16 protein-coding genes and 1 pseudogene are annotated in these 18,294 nt (G+C 71.6%); 8 read left to right on the forward strand and 9 right to left on the reverse strand.

The features are described 5' to 3' along the window. Positions 1–42 precede the first annotated feature (42 nt). Positions 43–411 (reverse strand): annotated as a pseudogene (locus OHS71_RS22265) (GntR family transcriptional regulator); the annotation flags it as partial. Between the two features lie 121 nt (positions 412–532). Between OHS71_RS22265 and OHS71_RS22270 the strand changes: the two are divergent. The 5 genes from OHS71_RS22270 to OHS71_RS22290 all read left to right on the forward strand — a co-directional run bounded on the left by OHS71_RS22270 (position 533) and on the right by OHS71_RS22290 (position 5,523). Further along, positions 533–1,084 (forward strand): RNA polymerase sigma factor, encoded by a 552-nt coding sequence (locus tag OHS71_RS22270; RefSeq protein WP_328481118.1) that lies wholly within the window; start codon positions 533–535, stop codon positions 1,082–1,084. 67 nt (positions 1,085–1,151) lie between these two features. Further along, a complete protein-coding gene (locus tag OHS71_RS22275) occupies positions 1,152–1,994 on the forward strand; it encodes a zf-HC2 domain-containing protein (protein WP_328481119.1) in 843 nt (280 codons plus the stop codon). A 372-nt stretch (positions 1,995–2,366) separates the two neighbouring features. Next, positions 2,367–3,245 (forward strand): ABC transporter ATP-binding protein, encoded by an 879-nt coding sequence (locus OHS71_RS22280; RefSeq protein WP_328481120.1) that lies wholly within the window; start codon positions 2,367–2,369, stop codon positions 3,243–3,245. After that, positions 3,242–4,798, forward strand: coding sequence for an ABC transporter permease (locus OHS71_RS22285; protein ID WP_328481121.1), 1,557 nt, complete (start codon positions 3,242–3,244; stop codon positions 4,796–4,798). Before OHS71_RS22280 ends, OHS71_RS22285 begins: the two co-directional genes overlap by 4 nt. Next, complete coding sequence (locus OHS71_RS22290) at positions 4,795–5,523, forward strand: ABC transporter (protein WP_328481122.1); 729 nt, start codon at positions 4,795–4,797, stop codon at positions 5,521–5,523. The genes OHS71_RS22285 and OHS71_RS22290 overlap by 4 nt, the downstream gene beginning before the upstream one ends. 57 nt (positions 5,524–5,580) lie before the next feature. Here the strand turns inward: OHS71_RS22290 and mshD are convergent, their stop codons facing one another. Next, the gene (gene mshD, locus OHS71_RS22295) at positions 5,581–6,507 is read right to left on the reverse strand and encodes a mycothiol synthase (RefSeq protein WP_328481123.1); all 927 of its coding nucleotides are present in this window, start codon (positions 6,505–6,507) and stop codon (positions 5,581–5,583) included. 248 nt (positions 6,508–6,755) lie between these two features. On the opposite strand from mshD, the gene OHS71_RS22300 reads away from it, so the two are divergent. Next, on the forward strand, positions 6,756–8,558 hold the full coding sequence (locus OHS71_RS22300; RefSeq protein ID WP_328481124.1) for a bifunctional metallophosphatase/5'-nucleotidase: 1,803 nt from the start codon (positions 6,756–6,758) through the stop codon (positions 8,556–8,558). Positions 8,559–8,674: 116 nt separating this feature from the next. Here OHS71_RS22300 and OHS71_RS22305 read toward each other — a convergent pair whose 3' ends face one another. The 7 genes from OHS71_RS22305 to OHS71_RS22335 form a co-directional block, all read right to left on the reverse strand. Beyond that, on the reverse strand, positions 8,675–10,855 hold the full coding sequence (locus OHS71_RS22305; RefSeq protein ID WP_328481125.1) for a pectinesterase family protein: 2,181 nt from the start codon (positions 10,853–10,855) through the stop codon (positions 8,675–8,677). 129 nt (positions 10,856–10,984) lie between these two features. Continuing rightward, on the reverse strand, positions 10,985–12,448 hold the full coding sequence (locus OHS71_RS22310; protein ID WP_328481126.1) for a HAMP domain-containing sensor histidine kinase: 1,464 nt from the start codon (positions 12,446–12,448) through the stop codon (positions 10,985–10,987). Further along, on the reverse strand, positions 12,445–13,182 hold the full coding sequence (locus OHS71_RS22315; protein WP_328481127.1) for a response regulator transcription factor: 738 nt from the start codon (positions 13,180–13,182) through the stop codon (positions 12,445–12,447). Before OHS71_RS22315 ends, OHS71_RS22310 begins: the two co-directional genes overlap by 4 nt. A 157-nt stretch (positions 13,183–13,339) precedes the next feature. Further along, positions 13,340–13,549, reverse strand: a complete 210-nt coding sequence (locus OHS71_RS22320; RefSeq protein WP_328481128.1) for a hypothetical protein — start codon at positions 13,547–13,549, stop codon at positions 13,340–13,342. 28 nt (positions 13,550–13,577) lie between these two features. Further along, complete coding sequence (locus OHS71_RS22325; protein WP_328481129.1) at positions 13,578–14,786, reverse strand: S1C family serine protease; 1,209 nt, start codon at positions 14,784–14,786, stop codon at positions 13,578–13,580. 250 nt (positions 14,787–15,036) lie between these two features. Further along, a complete protein-coding gene (locus OHS71_RS22330) occupies positions 15,037–16,059 on the reverse strand; it encodes a LacI family DNA-binding transcriptional regulator (protein ID WP_328481130.1) in 1,023 nt (340 codons plus the stop codon). 105 nt (positions 16,060–16,164) lie between these two features. Next, positions 16,165–16,953: a winged helix-turn-helix transcriptional regulator gene (locus tag OHS71_RS22335; RefSeq protein ID WP_328481131.1), complete on the reverse strand. Its 789-nt coding sequence runs from the start codon at positions 16,951–16,953 to the stop codon at positions 16,165–16,167. A gap of 202 nt (positions 16,954–17,155) precedes the next feature. Between OHS71_RS22335 and OHS71_RS22340 the strand changes: the two genes are divergently transcribed. Further along, entirely contained in the window at positions 17,156–17,995 is an 840-nt protein-coding gene (locus tag OHS71_RS22340; RefSeq protein WP_328481132.1) for an alpha/beta hydrolase, read from the forward strand. 43 nt (positions 17,996–18,038) lie between these two features. Then, positions 18,039–18,293 (forward strand): MoaD/ThiS family protein, encoded by a 255-nt coding sequence (locus OHS71_RS22345; RefSeq protein WP_328481133.1) that lies wholly within the window; start codon positions 18,039–18,041, stop codon positions 18,291–18,293. The last annotated feature ends 1 nt before the right edge of the window (position 18,294 follow it).

Below are 18,294 nucleotides of genomic sequence, written 5' to 3' on the forward strand. Positions count from 1 at the left end.
GTCCTGCCGGTGGTTTCGGCCGGTGTGGTCCGGTGCGGCGGCGAAGTGCTCGTCGAGTACGGCGGTGAAGAGCGCGGCCACGTCGTCGCGGTCGAGCGCGGCCTCCCGGGCCCGGACCGCCCAGGCGTCCAGTTCGGCGCGCAGGGGCGAGTCGGCCGGCGTGGTGTTCAGCCCGCGCCGCACGAAGGTTCCGATGCCCCGCCGGGCCTCCACCAGCCCGTCGCGCTCCAGCTCGCGGTACGCCTTCAGCACGGTGTTCGGGTTGATGGCCGTCGCCTCGACCACCTCACGGGCGGTGGGCAGCTTGTCGCCGGCCCGCAGCATGCCCAGCCGCAGGGCCTGCTTCGTCTGCTGGACGATCTGGACGTAGGTGGCCACGCCGCTGTGCCGGTCGATGCGGTATTCGACCACTGGACAACCACCCTTTCACTAATTGAGTAGTGAAAGGGTGGTGCAACCGGGGTGCGCAAGTCAAGAAAAAATCGTGCGGCCGATCGTGAACCGATCGCCGGGGCTCGTCCGATGAGGGGGTGTGAGCGAAACGAGAAGCGACGGGGAGCTGCTGCGGGCCATCGCGGCGGAACGGGACCGTCACGCCTTCGAGGAGCTGTACCGGCGGTACGCACCCTGGCTGACCGCGCGCCTGCGCGGCCGTTGCGCGGACGCGGCGATAGTCGACGACGTCGTGCAGGAGACGTTCCTCGCGGTGTGGCGCGGCACGGCCCGCTATCGCGAGGAGGGCTCCTCGGCCGACGCGGCCGGCTGGCTGTGGCGCATCGGCTCGCGCCGCCTGGTCGACGCCCTGCGCGGCGACGGGGCGCGCGGCCGGCTGCGCCAGGCGCTGTCCCGGCTGCGTCACCGGGACGAGGTCTCGGCGGAGGAACGCGTGCTCGCGGGGGTGGAGCACGGGGACCTCGCCGGGGCCCTCACCCGCCTCTCGCCCGAGCTGCGGGCGGTCCTCCAGGCGACCGTCATCGACGGGCTCACCACCCGGGAGGCGGCCGTTCTGCTCGGCATCCCGCCCGGCACCGTGAAGACGCGGGCGCAGCGTGCCCGCAAGCAGCTGCGGGAGGCGCTGGCATGAGGCGGTACGTGTGCGGAACGGGCCCCCGCGAGTGCGTGGGCGACGGACAGTCGAGGGAGGTCGTGGCATGACGTGGCATGTGGCTGAAGAGGACCTGCGGGCGTACGCGCACGGCGAGTTGGCGCCGCCGCTGCTGTGGTCGGCCGACACCCACCTCGCCGGGTGCGCACAGTGCCGGGCCCGGCTCGCGGGAACCGGCGACCCGGTCGCGCTGGACGCCGGCTGGACACGGCTGGACGCCGAACTGGACGCGCCGCGGCCGGGTCCGACCGAGCGGCTGCTGGTGCGGTTCGGCATGACCGACCACACCGCGCGGCTGCTGGCGGCGACGCCGGTACTGCGCCGCTCCTGGCTGCTGTCGGTGCTGTTCCTGCTTTTCATGACCGTGCTGGCGGTGCGGATGGCGGACCGGCCGACGCTGTTCCTCGCCCTCGCCCCGCTGCTCCCGCTGGCCGGGGTCGCCCTCTCGTACGGCCCCACGCTGGATCCGACGTACGAGATGGCCGTCGTCGCCCCGCTGCACGGCTTCCGGCTGCTGATGATCCGCACGGTCGCGGTGCTCACCGCGGGCCTGGCGTTCAACGGTCTGGCGACGCTGGCGCTGCCGGGGTACGGGCTGGCGGCTCTGGCCTGGCTGCTGCCCGCGCTCGCCCTCACCGCGACAGGGCTCGCGCTGACCGCCCGGCTGGGCCCGGTCGTCGCCCCCGCGCTCGTGGGGGGCGGCTGGGTGACCCTGCTGGTCGTGGCGAAGATCCAGGTGCACGCAGATGACACGCTCGCCCCGTTCACGGCGGCCGGGCAGTCGGCCGCGGCGGCCGTGGCGGCTCTCGCCGCCCTCCTGCTCTACCGGGCCCGCGACCGCTTCGACACACGCCCCCTGGGCGGCTTCCCCCACGGCGGCACCCTGTGACGGCGTCCTCCGCCCCCGCGGCCCCGCCCCGGCGTCCCCCGCCCCCGCGCCTCCGTCCCAGGGCCGCCCGCCGACCTGCGTCACGCAGCGCGCCGCTAGGGCGGCCTCCCGGACGATGCCACCCCGCGACGCGGCCACCCGCCCCCGCGGCTCTGTCACCGGCCCGAGAATCGAGCGGCGCCGCGTCGCGCGCCCCTCGGTGGGCTCCCGCACGGCGGTCCGGTGTGACACGGCCACCCGCCCTGCGCAGCCCTCGCGGTCCGGTGTGACACGGCCACCTGCCTCCCAGACCTCGCGGCCCGTGTGACGCGGCACGCGCTTCCGCGGCCTCTCCCCGGTCCCGCCCGCAGACCTGACTTCCAGGAGTCCCACATGACCACCTCCACTCCCGGCCCCGCCACCCTGACGGCCACGGACCTCTCCCTGCGCTTCGGCGGGACCCGTGCCCTCGACGGGATCTCGCTGCGGCTGACGCGTGGCGTCACCGGGCTGCTCGGCCCCAACGGCGCCGGGAAGACCACACTGCTGCGGGTGCTGGCCACGGCCGTGCCGCCGGACAGCGGCGGGTTCACGGCCCTCGGGCACGACCCCGGCACCGCGTCCGGCCGCCTCGCGCTGCGCCGCACGCTCGGCTATCTGCCGCAGACCCCCGGCTTCCATCCGGATTTCACGGCCTTCGAGTTCGTCGACTACGTGGCCATCCTCAAGGAACTGACCGACCGCCGCGCTCGGCTGACCGAGGTACGGCGCGTGCTGGAGGCCGTCGACCTCTCGGAGGTGCGCGGCAAGCGCATCAAGCGCCTGTCCGGTGGCATGCGCCAGCGCGTCGCCCTGGCCGCCGCACTCGTCGGCGACCCCGGCTTCCTGGTGCTGGACGAGCCGACCGTCGGACTCGATCCCGAACAGCGCATGCGGTTCAGGGAGCTGGTCGCCCAGGCCGGCGAGGGCCGTACGGTCCTGCTGTCCACCCACCAGACGGAGGACGTGGCGATGCTCTGTCACCGCGTCGTGGTGCTGGCCCAGGGGCGCATCCGCTTCGAGGGCACCCCGGCCGACCTGACCGCCCGCGCGGCCGGCCGGGTCTGGAGCAGTACCCAACGCGACCCGAACGCCCTGGCCGGCTGGCGCACCGGCACCGGCAGCTTCCGCAACATCGGCGACCCGCCGACCGGCGCCGACCTCCTCGAACCCACCCTGGAGGACGGCTACCTGCTCACCCTCGACGGCGAGAGCGCGGAGGTGACGGCATGAGCGCCACCACCCCGACGATCACGGAACCCGCCGGTACGCTCACCGAGCCACCGCATGAGGGCCGTCGCACCGGAGCCGTTCTCGCCCTCGCCCGCTTCGAGGCCCGCGAGCTGCTCCAGCAGATCCCGGTGCTGTTCTTCTTCGCCCTCTACGTCGTCCTCATCGCCCTGCGACTGATGAGCAACGACGGCATGGACGACTACCCCGTCCTCAACACGGTCGACCGCCGGACCCAGGCGGCACCTCTGCTGTTCGCCCTCGCCCTGTTCATCTGTGCCAACGCGGCCGCCCTGCGCTCGCGCAAGCACGGTACGGCGCAGCAGTTCGCGGTCCTGGCCATGGAACCCTGGCGGCGCACCCTTGCCCATCTGCTGTCCCTGGTCCCGTACGCGGGGCTCACCGCGCTCGCCGTGGCGGCCGAGTTCACCCGGGAGGCGCTGAAGCCCGGCGCGATCGGTCACGGCTCCTTGGGGGAACTGGCCGTCGGCCCCCTGAGCGTCCTGCTGGCCGGCGTCATCGGAGTGCTGCTGGCCCGTCTGCTGCCCTCCTCCTTCGTGCCCATACTCTTCGTCATCGCCGTCTATGTGCTCGGCACCCTGATCTCGGGACTCATCGGCTTCGACCACGAGTGGGTCCGAGGGCTCGACCCGATCCAGTACTTCCTGTCCTCCGGCGGCGATCCCGTCCCCTCCGATCTGCTCGGCCGCCCGGCCGGCTGGCACGCCCTGTACGTGGTGGGGCTGTGCGCCCTGCTGGCCTGCGCGGCCCTGCTGATCGCCGGCGGCCGGACCCGAGCGGTCAAGGCGGCGACCGCTCTCGCACTCGCGGCCACCGCGGCAGGCGTCATCGGCCAGCTCCCGCGCGACACGGCGGCGCTGGAAGCGGCGCGCAGGACGGCGGCCGACTCCCCGGAGAAGCTCCAGTCCTGCTCGACGTACGACGGCTCCACGTACTGCTCGTTCCCCGAGTGGAGTGGTGTGCGGCCCGAGTGGGCCGAGGTCGTCGACCGGGTCCGGTCGGGAGCCGGCGGCACGGCGGCCAAAGCCCGGCTGACGATCCGCCAGCGGGTCTACACCAGCGGCGAGGAGGTGGAGGTCGACGGCGCCCTGGACCCCTCCACCACTCCCGGCGAGGTGACCGTGGGCACCCGCTGGGGCGGCAACCGCGTCCCCGAGTTCGCGGTCGGTGTCGCCTCGGTCCTGGTGGGGGGCTCGGAGGACGTGACCACCGAGCCGATGTGCGACGCCCGCCCGGTGACCGTCATGTGGCTGGTCCTGGGCAGCGACCCCACCCCGACGGCCACTTTCCGCACCGTGCGGCTCGACGACAGCACCAGCGGCGCGGGACAGGTGTTGGCCCCGACGAACGGACTGAGCCTCTCGGACGCGCAGACGACGGTGATCCGGGAACTGCTGGAGCGCCCGCGTGCCGAGATGACCGCCCGGGTCAAGGCGCACTGGACGGAGCTGACATCCGCGAGGACGACGACCGCCCAGGCCGCGAGGCTGCTGGGGGTCGCGGTGCCCAAGAAGGCGGAAGAGTGCGAGGAATGACCGAAGCGCAGACGAGCGGGGTTCCGGTTCCGGCGGAGCTGCTCCGCGTCCTGGTACCGCCGGTGTGGCGCAGCCTCCCCTGGCGGGCGCTGACCACGGCCGGCGGGCTGGGCCTGCTGCTCGCCGGAAGCACCCGGCTGCCCGACCACGCCCCGGACGCCGGGCTGGGGCTGCTGGTGGTGCGCCTCACCGCTCTCACCGGCGCACTGGGCCTGGCCTTCCTGCTCGACGACCCGGCCCGCAACACGACGGCGACGACACCGGTGGGCCGCGCGCGGCGAACCGTGCTGCGCCTGGCCCTCGCGGCCCCTCTGACGGCTCTCTGGTGGGCGGCCGCCCTGCTCCTGACACCCGCTCCGACCCGTCCCGCGCCGGGCCCGGCCACCCTGGAGGCGGCGGGCATGGCCTGCGCCTCCCTCGCCCTCGCCACGATCGCCGTCCGCTTCACCCGGACGGCGGCGGTGGGCAGGAGCGCGGCGATATGGCTGGGCTCGGCGGCGGCGGTGGCGGTACTGGTCCCGGACCGGTGGGGTCTGCTGGGCACGTCCCAGGGCCCCTACGGGGCGGCGACCCAGGCGAGATGGGCGGTGGTGCTGGGGGCGACGGTGGCGCTGAGCGCGCTGTGGACACCGGAGCCGTTGCGGGGACCGTGGAGGCACCGGTCGGGACGGCGCAGACCGTCAGGGCGCCTCCGCACAGGGGGCTTTCCCTCCGGGCGAGCCTGACGGGCGGGCTTCCGCGGGGCTCCCGAGGGGCTCCCGAGGGGACTCACGTCCGCGGGCTCACGTCTCCGTCCGGTACATCAGGTCCGTCTCGTGGGTGATGAACCCCAGCCTCTCGTACACGGACACCGCCGCCTTGTTGTCGGCGTCGACGTACAGCATCGCCGTGGGCAGACCCTGCGCCGCGAGATGCCGCAGGCCGATGGTGGTGAGGGCCTTGCCGAGGCCGCCCCCCTGCGCACCGGGGGCGACTCCGAGGACGTACACCTCACCGAGCTGTTCCTCGGCGTGGACCTTCGTCCAGTGGAAGCCGACGAGGCGCTCGCCGCGGAAGGCGAGGAAGAAGCCGGCGGGGTCGAACCAGGGCTGGGACTTGCGGTCGTCGAGGTCGCGCTGGGTGAGGGAGCCCTGCTCGGGATGGTGGGCGAAGGAGGCGGCGTTGACGGCGAGCCAGGCGGAGTCGTCCCGCCCGGGGACGAAGGCACGGACGGTCACTCCCTCCGGCAGCACCGGCTCGGGGAGGTCGACGTCGGTCAACGGCCTTCGCATCTGCCGAAGTTCGCGGAAGAGGGCGAGTCCGAGGACCTGGGCGAGGTGCCGGGCGGCGGAGTGACCGCCGTGGGCCCACACCCGCAGCCGTTTCCCGGAGGCGGCTAGCAGGGCCGAGCCGAGCGCGCGGCCGTGCCCGTGGCCGCGGTGCCCGGGGTGGACCACCAGCTCGGCGGCGGGCGCCTCGACGGGATCGGTGTCCTCCAGCTGGGCATAGCCGACGAGTTCGTCCCCGAGGGTGAGGACCAGGTGGGAGACGCCTTCACGGGCGCCTCCGCGCAGTTGCAGCCGGCCCTGTTCGGACACCGCCTGCTGGCCGTCCGACCGGGCGGCCTCCGCCAGCAGTTCGAGGACGGCCTCGGTCTGTTCGGGAGAAAGCTCGGAGTGGGTCTCGATCGATCGGGAGCCGGGGATCCGTGCGGTGTCGTCGCTGGTCATGCGTACGAGAGTAAAGGGCGGGCTGCGCAAAGTGGCGGTACGGGGAAAGGCGGAAGGATGAGGTCCGGAAAGGCAAAGCAGAGGGTAAGCACAGGACAAAGGGAAACCAGGATGTAACCAAGAACCCCCTGTCGCGCTACGCGCGTTGACCCTAGGCTGCGCCGGACGGGGCCACTCCTCATACGTCTCCCCGAGCCGGGCCGGCCCGGGGGACGCAGACACCACAGGCAGACACCTCAGGGGGGCGCATGCCAGCCACTTCCCAGCCGCATCCGAGCGGCAGACGCCGTACGTACCGTCTTCTCGCGGCCGCCGCGGGTCTCGCCACCGCGGGCGCCATGGCCGCCGCGCTCCCGGCGGACGCGCATGACGCCAAGCACTCCAAGCCGCTGCCGAGCCGATACCAGGACGTGCAGCTGCTGTCCTTCAACGACCTGCACGGCAACCTCGAGCCCCCGTCCGGTTCCTCGGGCCGGGTCACGGAACTCCAGGCGGACGGCACGTCGAAGACGATCGACGCGGGCGGTGTGGAGTACCTCGCCACGCACCTGCGCCAGGCGCGTGAGGGCAACAAGTACTCCATCACCGCGGCCGGCGGCGACATGGTCGGTGCCTCCCCGCTGATCTCGGGTCTGTTCCACGACGAGCCCACCATCGAGGCGCTGAACAAGCTCGACCTGGATGTCACGTCCGTCGGCAACCACGAGTTCGACGAGGGCGCCAAGGAGCTGGCCCGGCTCCAGAAGGGCGGCTGTCACCCGACGGCCGGCTGCTACACGGACAAGAAGTTCAAGGGGGCCGACTTCCCGTACCTGGCGGCCAACGTCCTGAGCGAGAAGACCGGCAAGCCGATCCTGAAGCCGTACTTCGTCTGGAAGAAGAAGGACGTCAAGATCGGCTTCATCGGCGTGACACTGGAGGACACCCCCGGTGTCGTGTCCGCCGAGGGCGTCAAGGGCCTCAAGTTCAAGGACGAGGTCGAGACGATCAACAAGTACGCCAAGGAGCTTCAGAAGCAGGGCGTGAAGTCGATCGTGGCGCTGATCCACGAGGGCGGCCTGCCGGCCTCGGGGGCGTACAACTACAACTGTGACTCCGCGGGCCCGGGCTCCGGCATCTCCGGCCCGATCGTCGACATCGCGAAGAACGTCACGCCCGCGGTGGACGCGCTGGTGACGGGCCACACGCACGCCGCGTACGCGTGCACGATCCCCGACCCGTCGGGCACGCCGCGCACGGTCACCTCGGCCGCGTCCTTCGGCCGCCTGTACACGGACACCACGCTGACGTACGACCGCTTCACCGGTGACATCGCGCGTACGGCGGTCAGGACGGCGAACCACGTGGTCACCCGGACCGTCGCCAAGGCGCCCGACATGACCGACCTGATCAGCAAGTGGAACACGCTGGCGGCCCCCGTCGGCAACCGGCCGATCGGCTACATCTCCGCGGACGTCCCCAACACGGGCACCGAGTCCCCGATGGGCGACCTGATCGCGGACGCCCAGCTCTGGTACGGCAAGAAGCTCGACGCGGAGACGGACCTCGCGCTGATGAACCCGGGCGGCGTCCGGGCCGGCCTCACCTACGCGGCCAAGGGCAGTGAGGGCGACGGCGTGGTGACCTACGCCGAGGGCTTCACCGTCCAGCCGTTCTCCAACACCGTGAACCTCCAGAACTTCACCGGCGCCCAGCTGATCCAGGTTCTCAAGGAGCAGGTGAGCGGGACCAACGCGAGCGCGCCGAAGATCCTTCAGCCGTCCGCCAACCTGACGTACACGCTGGACCTGACGAAGAGCGGCGCCGACCGCGTCGTCACGGACTCCATCAGGCTGAACGGCGCGGCGATCGACCCGGCCGCCACCTACCGCGTCTCGACCAACAGCTTCCTCGCGGGCGGCGGCGACGGCTTCACCACGCTGGGCCAGGGCACGGGCGACGTCGTCGGCGCCGACGACCTGACCGCCCTCGAGCAGTACCTGCTCGCCAACTCCTCGGCCACGGGCCCGATCGCCCCGCCGACGGCGAAGCGGATCGCGATCGTGCAGTAACCCTTCCGGCAGGACGGTCAGGAGGCGGCCGCGTCACCGACGCGGCCGCCTCTTCGCGTGCGGCCGCCCGGGGTGCCACGGACCACACCGCACCCGGACCACACCCCTGGGGGATGTCAGGAAGCCGTCGGTGTCCAGTCGCCCAGCCAGTCCGCGATCTCCTGGCCGGTGGCCTGGGAGTCGGTCAGCTGCGGGCGGTCGGAGCTCGCGGCGCCCGAGCCCGCCCCGGTGTTCTTGTACTCGGCGAACCGGTCGTCCTTCCAGGAGAAGCCGCTCATGTCGGTCCAGGGCGCGGTCCTGATCGCGGCGCCGAGGGCGGTGTTGCGGACGGTGGTCTGCGGGTCGAGGCTCGCGTCGCCGCCGGCGTGCCAGGGGCGGCCGAGGTAGAAGCTGCGGTCGGACACGTCACCGCTGACCGTGGAGTTGGCGATCAGGATGCCCTTGCGGTTCGCGGCGGTGCTGGGGGCCGTGACATAGCCGGCCGACGTGCCGTTCCAGCGCTTCTTCAGGGTGATGACGGACTTGTCGATCACCGCAGTGGCGCGCCCGAAGATGAAGTCGGTGTTGCCGACGACGTAGGAGTTGGCGATGTAGACGCGGCCCAGCTTGTCCTTGGACGCCGTGTCCACCAGCAGGGTGTCCTGATCGCCGCTGACGATGACACTGTCCAGGAACACCTTGTCGGAGGAGGTGCGCAGGGCGACCGCCTGGTTCGCGATGTCCTGGTGGGCGGCCTCGTCGAAGTCGTTGGAGATCGTCAGGTTGCGGGCCTGGAAGTCGTCCGCGTCGACCGCGACGGTGGCGCTGCCCCCGGTGCCGTAGGTGCCGGAGCCGTCGGGCTTCGGCGTACCGGACGCGTTGTTGTAGACGATCGTCGTGTCCTTGCGGCTGCCACCGGTGCCCTGGATGGTGACGTGCGGCTTGTTGGACGGGACCTTGACCAGCTCGCGGTACGTGCCCGGCTTGACGGCGATCACGACGCGCGAGGGGTTGTTCGCCGGTACGGCGTTCACGGCGGCCTGCACGGTCGTGTACTGCCCGCTGCCGTCCTTGGCGACGGTGAGCGTGGTCGCGGCAGCCGCCTTCGTCGTGGCCGTCGTCGCGGTGGACGCCGTCGTACCGATGGAAGTCCGCGGGCCCGCGCCCGCCTTGAGGAGCGCCGGGACGTCGGCCGCCTTGTCGAGGGTGTACGCGTAGTACGTCTTCGGGTCCCAGGCCGTGCCCGTGCCGCCGCTCTCGTTCTTGCCGGTCGTCCCGGAGAACTGGTTGCCGCGCTGGACGAGGGTGGCGGTGGCGTCCCGGACGACGGGATCGGTCAGGCCCAGGAAGCAGGAGTTCTCCAGCACCATGTTCGTCCGGCCGCGCGAGTAGTTGCCGTAGGAGGACTTGATGTCCGTCCCGGCCACGTCCTCCAGGAAGTTGTTGTACAGGTGCGCGTGGGCGACATTGTCCGTGGAGGGGTTGCGCTGCTCGGTCTCGCGGATCCAGTTGTGGTGGATCGTGATGTCGGCGGTGACGTTGTCGGTCCAGCCGATGCCGAACGCCTTGTTGTCCTGGCTCAGCTTGTTCCAGGAGACCGTCAGATAGGTCGTGTCCTTGCGGCTGTCGATGAGCCCGTCGGCCATGTGCCGGATGTCGTTGTGGTCGATCCAGACGTGGTGGGCGCCGTCCATCTGGATGCCGTCGAAGTCGTGTTCCTTGTCGTTCCAGACGCCCTGGTAGGCGTCCCGGATCGTCAGGTTCCGGATGATGACGTTGTGGACGCCCTGACCGAGGAAGAAGCCGCCGCCGACGATCTGCCCGGACGTCCCCGACCCGACGATCGTCTTGTTCGACTGGACCTTGATCTCTTTCCCGACCGGGTCCATGGTGATCGTCGCGGCGACGACGATCACGTACGGCTCTGCCGCGGTCGCGTACTTCTCCAGGTCGGCGAGGCTCTTGACGGTGACCGTCCTGCCGTTCCGGCCGCCGTAGGTGCCGTTCTGGCCGAGGGCGTCGACAGAGGCGAAACCGTCCGCGGAGGCGGTGGCCCAGGCGGGCGCGGCGGCGGTCGCGGCCGAGGCCCTCGCCTGCCCGGCCGCGCCGAAGAGGCCGAGGTCCGTGCCGTACGCCAGGGTGCCGGCGGCGGTGAGGACGAGGGGTACACCGATCGCGAGAGCGGTTCTGCGCCTGCGGTGCCGGGGCCCGGTCCTCGTCGGCCTGACCGGCCCGGTGGTCTCGGCCGGCGTGGTCGTGGTGGCCGGTGTGGTCGTGCCGGCCGACCGGGTCGACCGGCGGCGGCGGTGCTCGCTCATGCGGCTGCCTTCCGTGCGGGGCGGGGGAGTTGCTGCGCTGCTGGGTCGCCGCCCGGATCGGAAAGGTTGCCGACCTCACGGAGATCGGTGAGGAGGGAGCCGTTCGGGAGCCGCCCGCCGTCGCCCGGCCTATACGGCGGTGGCGGGATCCTCCGGCGGAGGCACCGGCGCCCCCGGCAGCCGGACCGTCGCCACGGTGCCGCCGCCCTGTGCGCGGGCCAGCGCGACCTGCCCGCCGGCCTGTTCCACGGTGCGGGCGACGATCGACAGACCGAGGCCCGAGCCCGGGAGGGCCCGCGCGCCGGGGGAGCGCCAGAAGCGGTCGAAGACGTACGGGAGTTCGTCGGCGGGGATGCCGGGGCCGTGGTCGCGGACGGTCAGCGTCCCCTCCACGAGCCGGACGTCGATCCTGCCGCCTGCGGGGCTGAACTTCACGGCGTTGTCCAGGATGTTGACCACCGCCCGCTCCAGCGCGGCGGGCTCCGCCCGGGTGTACCAGGGCTCCAGCGCTGCCGTGATGGTCAGCTCCGGGCCGCGCAGCCGGGCCCGGCGCAGCGCCGACTCCACGGTGTCCTCCAGTGAGACCACCTGCACACGCTCGCCGCGCTGGGCTTCGGAACGGGACAGTTCCTGGAGGTCGCCGATGAGTGACGCCAGTTCGGTCATCTGCGCCTTGACGGAGGCGAGGAGCGCCTTGCGGTCCGCCTCGGGGATCGGACGGCCCGTCTCCTCGCTGCGGGTGAGGAGCTCGATGTTGGTGCGCAGGGAGGTGAGCGGGGTCCGCAGCTCGTGCCCGGCGTCCGCGATCAGCTGCTGCTGGAGCTCACGGGAGTTGGCGAGGGAGGCGGTCATGGAGTTGAAGGAACGGGAGAGCCGGGCGATCTCGTCGTCCGTCTCGTCCTCGACGGGGATCCGGATGCTCAGGTCCTCCGTCCGGGCCACGTGCTCGACGGCCTCCGTGAGTTTGTCGACGGGCCGCAGCCCCGCACGGGCCACGGCGAGCCCGGCAGCCCCGGCGCCGACGACTCCGATGCCGGAGACGAGGAGGAGCAGGAGCGCGAGGTCATTGAGGGTGGACTGGGTGTTCTTCAGCGGGAGCGCGATCAGAAGGGCGGCGTTGGTGGTGCTCTGGGAGGACGGGTCGGAGACGGTGAACCCCGGCAGCGTGAGGACTCGTACGTCGGCGCCCTCGGTGTTGGTGCCGTTGCGGAAGACGCCGCGAGAGTCGTTTCCCCGCTTGATGAGGTCCTTGTCGGCCTGGGTGACGTCGACCGTGCCGACGGAGTACGGCATGACGCAGGACTTTCCGTCCTCCGTGACCACTTGGTAGTACGTGTTGCGGGGCCCGTTGCCGATGTCCTGCGAGGTCTTCGTGGTGCAGTTGTTGACCGCGGCCGTGGCCTGGTCCTGAAGCCGCGGCATGCTCAACGACTTCTGTAGATCTTCGTCGACCTGGTCGTACAACTTCCCCTGCACGATGAACCAGCACGTCACCGACACCGCCGCCACCGCGAAAGCCACAGCGGCGGCGACCAGCATCGACAGCCGGGCCCGGATGGGCAGGGTCCGCAGCCGCCGTACGACCTTGTTCACTCCGCCCCGCCCTGTCGCAACACGTACCCGACACCCCGCACGGTGTGCACGAGGCGCGGCTCGCCGGCCGCTTCCGTCTTGCGGCGCAGATACATGACGTACACGTCCAGGGAGTTGGACGACGGCTCGAAGTCGAAGCCCCAGACCGCCTTCAGGATCTGCTCACGGGTGAGGACCTGGCGCGGGTGGGCCATGAACATCTCCAGCAGGGTGAACTCCGTGCGGGTCAGTTCCACGGGACGGCCGGCGCGGGTCACCTCCCGGGTCGCGAGGTCCATGCGCAGATCGGCGAACGTGAGGGCCTCGTCCTCCTCGGCGGAGCCCGCCCCGGCCGCCGCCGCGTAGGAGCTGCGCCGCAGCAGGGCCCGGACGCGGGCGAACAGTTCGTCCAGCTCGAAGGGCTTGACCAGGTAGTCGTCCGCCCCGGCGTCCAGTCCCGTGACCCGGTCGCCGACCGTGTCGCGGGCCGTCAGCATCAGGATGGGCGTGGTGTCACCGGCCCCGCGGATGCGGCGCGCGGCGGTGAGGCCGTCCATGCGCGGCATCTGGATGTCCAGTACGACCAGGTCGGGCCGGTAGGCGGTCGCCTTCTCCAGCGCGTCCGCGCCGTCCACGGCGACCTCCGTGTCGTAGCCCTCGAAGGCGAGGCTGCGCTGGAGTGCCTCGCGCACCGCCGGCTCGTCGTCGACGATCAGGATGCGCTGGATGTCACGGTCGCCTTCGGCGGGGCTCATGGGCGTGGATTCCTCGGATGCGGTGGGACGACGGGAGGCCGGACCTGCTGAATGTGCTGAGTGTCCTCAGCCTCGCACGGTTCCCGGTGTGCGCGTGAAGGGCGGGTCGGGGCGGGTCTGGGCGGGATCGGCCGCGTGGAGATCTGCCCCGTGCGGATCAGCCGCGCATCGCCGCGAGCCTGTTCAGCGGGACCTTGCGCTGGTGCGGGCGGGCCGCCGTGGTGCGCAGGCCCATCAGCTGCGGGGCCGCCACCTCGGGCGCCCGGACCGGTGCGACCGGCGGGTGCAGCTCGTACGCCACGTCGAGGGCCAGGCCGAGGTCGGCCGCACCGAGACCGGTGACCGTGTGCGAAACCTGCTTGATCATGACGTACTCCCTGGCTCGGTGGTGGTGGTCAGCTGTCGGAGCCGCCGGCCCGCAGCGTGGCGAGGTCGGCCTTGACGGTGTTGATCGGGATGGCGAAGCCGAGGCCGACGCTGCCGGCGTCGGAGGAGGACGAGTCCGCCGCGGCGGAGTACATCGCGGAGTTGATGCCGATGATGTTGCCGCCGGCGTCGATCAGCGCGCCGCCGGAGTTGCCGGGGTTGAGGGAGGCATCGGTCTGGAGCGCCTTGTAGGTCGTCGTGGACGTACCCGTGTCGCCGTTGAACTGCTGGCCGCCGAACTGGAAGGGCCAGTTGCCGTCGCCGCCCCGGCCGCCCTGGCTCTGGCTCTGGCCCTCGTCGGTCGAGACGGTGACGTCGCGGCTCAGTGCGGAGACGATGCCACTGGTGACGGTGCCGGTCAGGCCCTCGGGGGAGCCGATCGCCACGACCGTGTCGCCGACCTTGACGCCGTCGGAGTTGCCGAGGGCCGCCGGCTTCAGGCCGGACGCGTTCTCCAGCTTGATGAGCGCGAGGTCCTTCTTGCTGTCCGTGCCGACGACCTTGGCGGTGTACGACTTGCCGTCGCTCGTCGTCACCTTGATCGAGTTCGCGCCGGAGATGACGTGGTTGTTGGTGACGATCTCGCCGTCGCTGGTGATGATCACGCCGGAGCCGGTGGACGTGCCGTTGCTGAGTGTGGCGCTGACCTCGACGACGCTCGGGCTGACGGCTGCCGCGATGGTGGCCACGTCGCCCGTCTTGCTGGAGGGCACCACGCTCGTGGTGGTGGACGTGGAGACCACCTCGTCCTTGCCGGTCAGCTCCTGGATGCCGTAGGCCGTACCGCCGCCTATCGCGGCAGCGACGATCGCCACGGCGGCGAGCAGGGCGAACGGGCCACGGGCGCGCTTCCTCCCGGCGGCCGGCGCGGGCTCGGAGGCCACGGAGCCGGGGAGAGCGGTTCCGCCGCCGTGTCCGCCGCCGTGTCCGTTGCCGGCGCCGCCGGCCGCCCCGGTCTGCCACACCGCGGTGGGCTGGACGACCGGCTGCCGGTACGCGGGCTGCTGCGGGACGGGCTGCGCGACCGGCTCGTACGTCGGCGGGGGCGGCCACTCCGGGTTCACCGGGGAGGAGCCCGCAGAGGAGGAGGAAGCGTGCTGCTGGGCGCCCTCGTACGGGGCCTGGTACGGGTTCTCGAAGTTCTCGTACTCGCCGCTGCGGCGGATGCTCTCGGTCATGGAAGAAGCTTCGCGCCCGACCATGAGAGCTCCCTGAGTGCTCCCTGAGAAGCCCGGCAGAACCTCGTATGCCCGATATAAAGAGCGACCCCGCCGTCGGGGGGCGCCTCTCAGACGCGTCTCATGAAGGCTCGTCCAGGATCCGCGGACCGCCCGTGAACGGCTCGCCCCCGCCTGTGATCAGCCGATACGGCTGATACCGCCGATACCGCTGATACGGCCGACGAAGCCCGACGCGGCTGCCGAACGGCTACTCGCAGCCGCAGGACCGCCGTACCACCATCCGCGACGGGAACACCTTCAGCCGCTCGCGCCGTGACCCCGCGACCCGCAGACCGTCGTCCAGGACGAGGTCGACCGCCGCCCGGGCCATCGCCGAGCGATCCGATGCGATCGTTGTCATCGGCGGGTCGGCGAGGGCCGCTTCCTTGATGTCGTCGAAGCCGATGACCGCCAGCTCGCCGGGCACGTCGATGCGCAGCTCGCGCGCCGCCCGCAGCAGACCGATCGCCTGGTCGTCGGTGGAGCAGAACACGGCCGGCGGGCGGTCCGGGCCCGCCAGCAGTTCCAGGGAGACCCGGTAGGCGTCGTAGCGGTTGTACGGCGCCTCGAAGAGGCGGCCCTCCGTGCTGACGCCGGCCTCGTCCATCGCGCGCCGCCAGCCCTCGACGTGGTCGGAGACCGGGTCGCCGACGGAGGGGGTGTCCGCGGTGCCGCCGACGCAGGCCACGTACGCGTGGCCGTGCTCGAGGAGGTGGCGTACGGCGAGCTGGGCGCCACCCAGGTCGTCGGTGACGACGGCGACGTCGTCGATGGCCTCGGGGCGTTCGTGCAGCAGGACCACCCGGGCGTCCCAGGCGTCGATCTCCGCGGCGGCCAGGTCGTTCAGCGCGTGGCTGACGAGGATGAGGCCCGAGACGCGCATCCCGAGGAACGCGCGCAGATAGTGGACCTCGCGCTCGGCGACGTAGTCGGTGTTGCCGACCAGCACCATCTTGCCGCGCTCGGAGGCGGCCTGCTCGACCGCGTGCGCCATCTCGCCGAAGAAGGGCTGGCGGGCGTCCGGGATGATCAGGCCTATGAGGTCGGTGCGTCGGGACGCCATCGCCTGGGCGACCCGGTCGGGCCGGTACCCCAGCTCCTTGATGGCGGCGAGAACACGCTCGCGCGTGGCCGGGGCGACCGGCCGGGGTCCGTTGTTGATGACATAACTGACGACGGCGGTCGAAGTTCCCGCCAGTCGCGCCACATCATCCCGAGTCACCTTGGCCACGCGCGGAGTCTACGCGGATGGACCCGCTCTGGGCAGGGCGTACTGGTGCTTCCCCGGGCGCGGAGCACGCCTCTCCCGAGCGGGTACCGGGCTTACCGGCGGGTACTACGCCTCCGTCGGGACCTCTTCGGCGTCCAGGGGGTGCGCGTTGTCCGTATCCTCCGCGTTTGCTCGCTCCGAACGGTCCGCCTTGGCCTTCGCGTCGTCACTCGCGCGCTCCCCCTTCTCAGGGGTAACGAATCGGTAACCGACGTTGCGGACGGTTCCGATCAGCGACTCGTGCTCGGGGCCGAGCTTGGCGCGCAGACGCCGTACGTGCACGTCGACGGTGCGGGTGCCGCCGAAGTAGTCGTAGCCCCAGACCTCCTGGAGCAGCTGTGCACGGGTGAAGACCCGGCCCGGGTGCTGGGCCAGGTACTTCAGCAGCTCGAACTCCTTGAAGGTGAGGTCCAGGACCCGTCCCTTCAGCTTCGCGCTGTAGGTCGCCTCGTCGACCGAGAGGTCGCCGTTGCGGATCTCCATCGGGGAGTCGTCGTTGACGATCTGCTGGCGGCCCATGGCCAGCCGCAGCCGGGCCTCGACCTCGGCCGGTCCCGCGGTGTCCAGGAGTACGTCGTCGATGCCCCAGTCGGCGGTGACGGCGGCGAGGCCGCCCTCGGTGACGACGAGGACGAGCGGACAGCCGGGGCCGGTGGAGCGCAGCAGCTGGCAGAGACTGCGCACCTGGGGCAGATCGCGGCGGCCGTCGATCAGGATGACGTCGGCGCCCGGGGTGTCGACGAGGGCGGGGCCTTCGGCCGGAGCCACGCGGACGTTGTGCAGCAGCAGGCCGAGGGCCGGAAGGACCTCCGTCGACGGCTGGAGAGCGTTGGTCAGGAGCAGCAGAGAACTCATACGTCTGGTTCCTCCTCGGTCCCTGCGAGGACATTGCGGCACTGCGGCTTTTGCGGCACTGCTCTGCGATCCCGGGGGGCCGTACACCTGAGGTCACCTGGTGTTTCCCACCCGGTTCCCATTTCGTATACAACGCTTCCGAAAGCACAAAAGGACCCGGGGGCTACGCTGCCCGAGTCCTCTGTCCAGCAGAATAGCCCACATGAGCAGCGGTCCGGCAGGTCATGTGGCACGTTCCACCGTTCGTCCGAATTCCGAGACGGGCACGCGCGCACCATTGCGGACGTTTCTGCCCACCGCCGACGGGATTTCCGTCGATTCCGTATACGAACCGGGTGCGGTTGTATACGACGCCTCCGGGTCATCCGCCCTTCACCCCGTGTTCGTCGTCGCACACGGGTTCACCGGCGACGTGGACCGGCCGCACGTGCGGCGGGTGGCGTCCGCCCTCGCCCGGTACGGCGCCGTCGTCACCTTCTCCTTCCGGGGGCACGGCCGCTCCGGCGGGCACTCCACGGTCGGCGACCGCGAGGTGCTCGACCTGGCCGCCGCGGTGGAGTGGGCGCGGTCGCTCGGGCACGCGCGCGTGGTGACCGTCGGCTTCTCCATGGGCGGCTCGGTGGTCCTGCGGCACGCGGCGCTCTACGAGGGGACGGTGGACGCCGTGGTCTCCGTGAGCGCCCCCGCCCGCTGGTACTACCGCGGCACGGCTCCGATGCGCCGGCTGCACTGGATGGTCACCCGTCCCGAGGGCCGCCTGGTCGGCCGCTACGGCTTCCGCACCCGTATCCACCGCCGGGACTGGGACCCGGTTCCGCTGTCCCCGGTCGAGGCTGTCCCGAGGATCGCGCCCGTCCCGTTGCTGATCGTGCACGGCGACCGGGACGGCTACTTCCCCCTGGACCATCCCCGGGCGCTCGCCGAGGCCGCCGCGGGACACGGCGAACTCTGGGTGGAGCACGGCATGGGCCACGCCGAGCACGCGGCCCACGACGGCCTGCTCGCCCGCATCGGGGACTGGGCGGTCGCGCGGGCGGGCTAGCCTGACCGTGTACACAGCCGACCGACGAAGGAACCTGATCCTGATGCCCAAGGTCACGGTGCGCTACTGGGCGGCCGCCAAGGCCGCGGCCGGGGTCGCCGAGGAGCCGCACGACGCGGGCACGCTCGCGGAGGCGCTCGACGCCGCGCGTGCGCGACACCCCGGCGAACTCGTGCGTGTCCTGCAGCGATGCTCGTTCCTCGTCGACGGTGACCCCGTGGGCACCCGCGAACATGAGACGGTACGGCTGGCCGACGGCGGCACGGTCGAGGTGCTCCCGCCGTTCGCAGGAGGGTGAG

It is taken from the genome of Streptomyces sp. NBC_00377 (genome assembly GCF_036075115.1).
GTDB lineage: Bacteria > Actinomycetota > Actinomycetes > Streptomycetales > Streptomycetaceae > Streptomyces.